This is a genomic window from Vibrio sp. 378, assembly GCF_033339435.1.
Genome location: NZ_JAWOUO010000803.1, coordinates 1 through 603, shown reverse-complemented (window position 1 = coordinate 603; position 603 = coordinate 1). Strand labels below are relative to the sequence as shown.

The 603-nt window shown below is 37.3% G+C and carries 1 pseudogene; it reads right to left on the bottom strand.

From position 1 onward, the window contains the following. Positions 1-186 (bottom strand): annotated as a pseudogene (locus tag R7Q48_RS28940) (DUF3693 domain-containing protein); the annotation flags it as partial. Positions 187-603: the final 417 nt, after the last annotated feature.

Here is a 603-nt window from a genome sequence, read left to right as displayed (position 1 = left end):
TATAGGACTAGCATATGCAATCGCATTCAACATAAGCAGATATAATGCGCATTGTAATAGTGGTTCCTGTGGACTTGCAATAACTAAGGCCAACCCAGTGCAAGCCATTGAGATTCCAGACAATCCAAGCCCATTAAACTTTTTTGCAATTCCTTCCCATACTGCTTTTATCTGCTGATTGTCACTGCTTCAACCCAGCAATGGTACCTCAGGTTGAAGCAATGTTTGGAACGGCTATACCAAGCCTTATCAACGATCTCGTGTATACGTCAGTGTAATAATTTATTTTTTCATGGAAATTTGAGGTGTAAAAACAGAACCTCATAACCAAAGGTTCGGCTTATTGAGCTGTTGTTTTATTTATGACTTCACAAACCAAGGTCTCTTTTCATATGGTCGCTTAGCTCTTCGGATGCCCGTACGTTTTGCTTTCTTGAGTACCGATGCCTCAACTCACCACCAAACAACACGCGAAATACTCTAGTATAAAAATTTATGGTTTGTACAACTAACTTAGAAAAACTTATTTCTGGCAAGGATAATTGTTTCGTATTTTGTTTTATTACTTTCATATTCATAAACCTCAACATAATTTGTACTTAA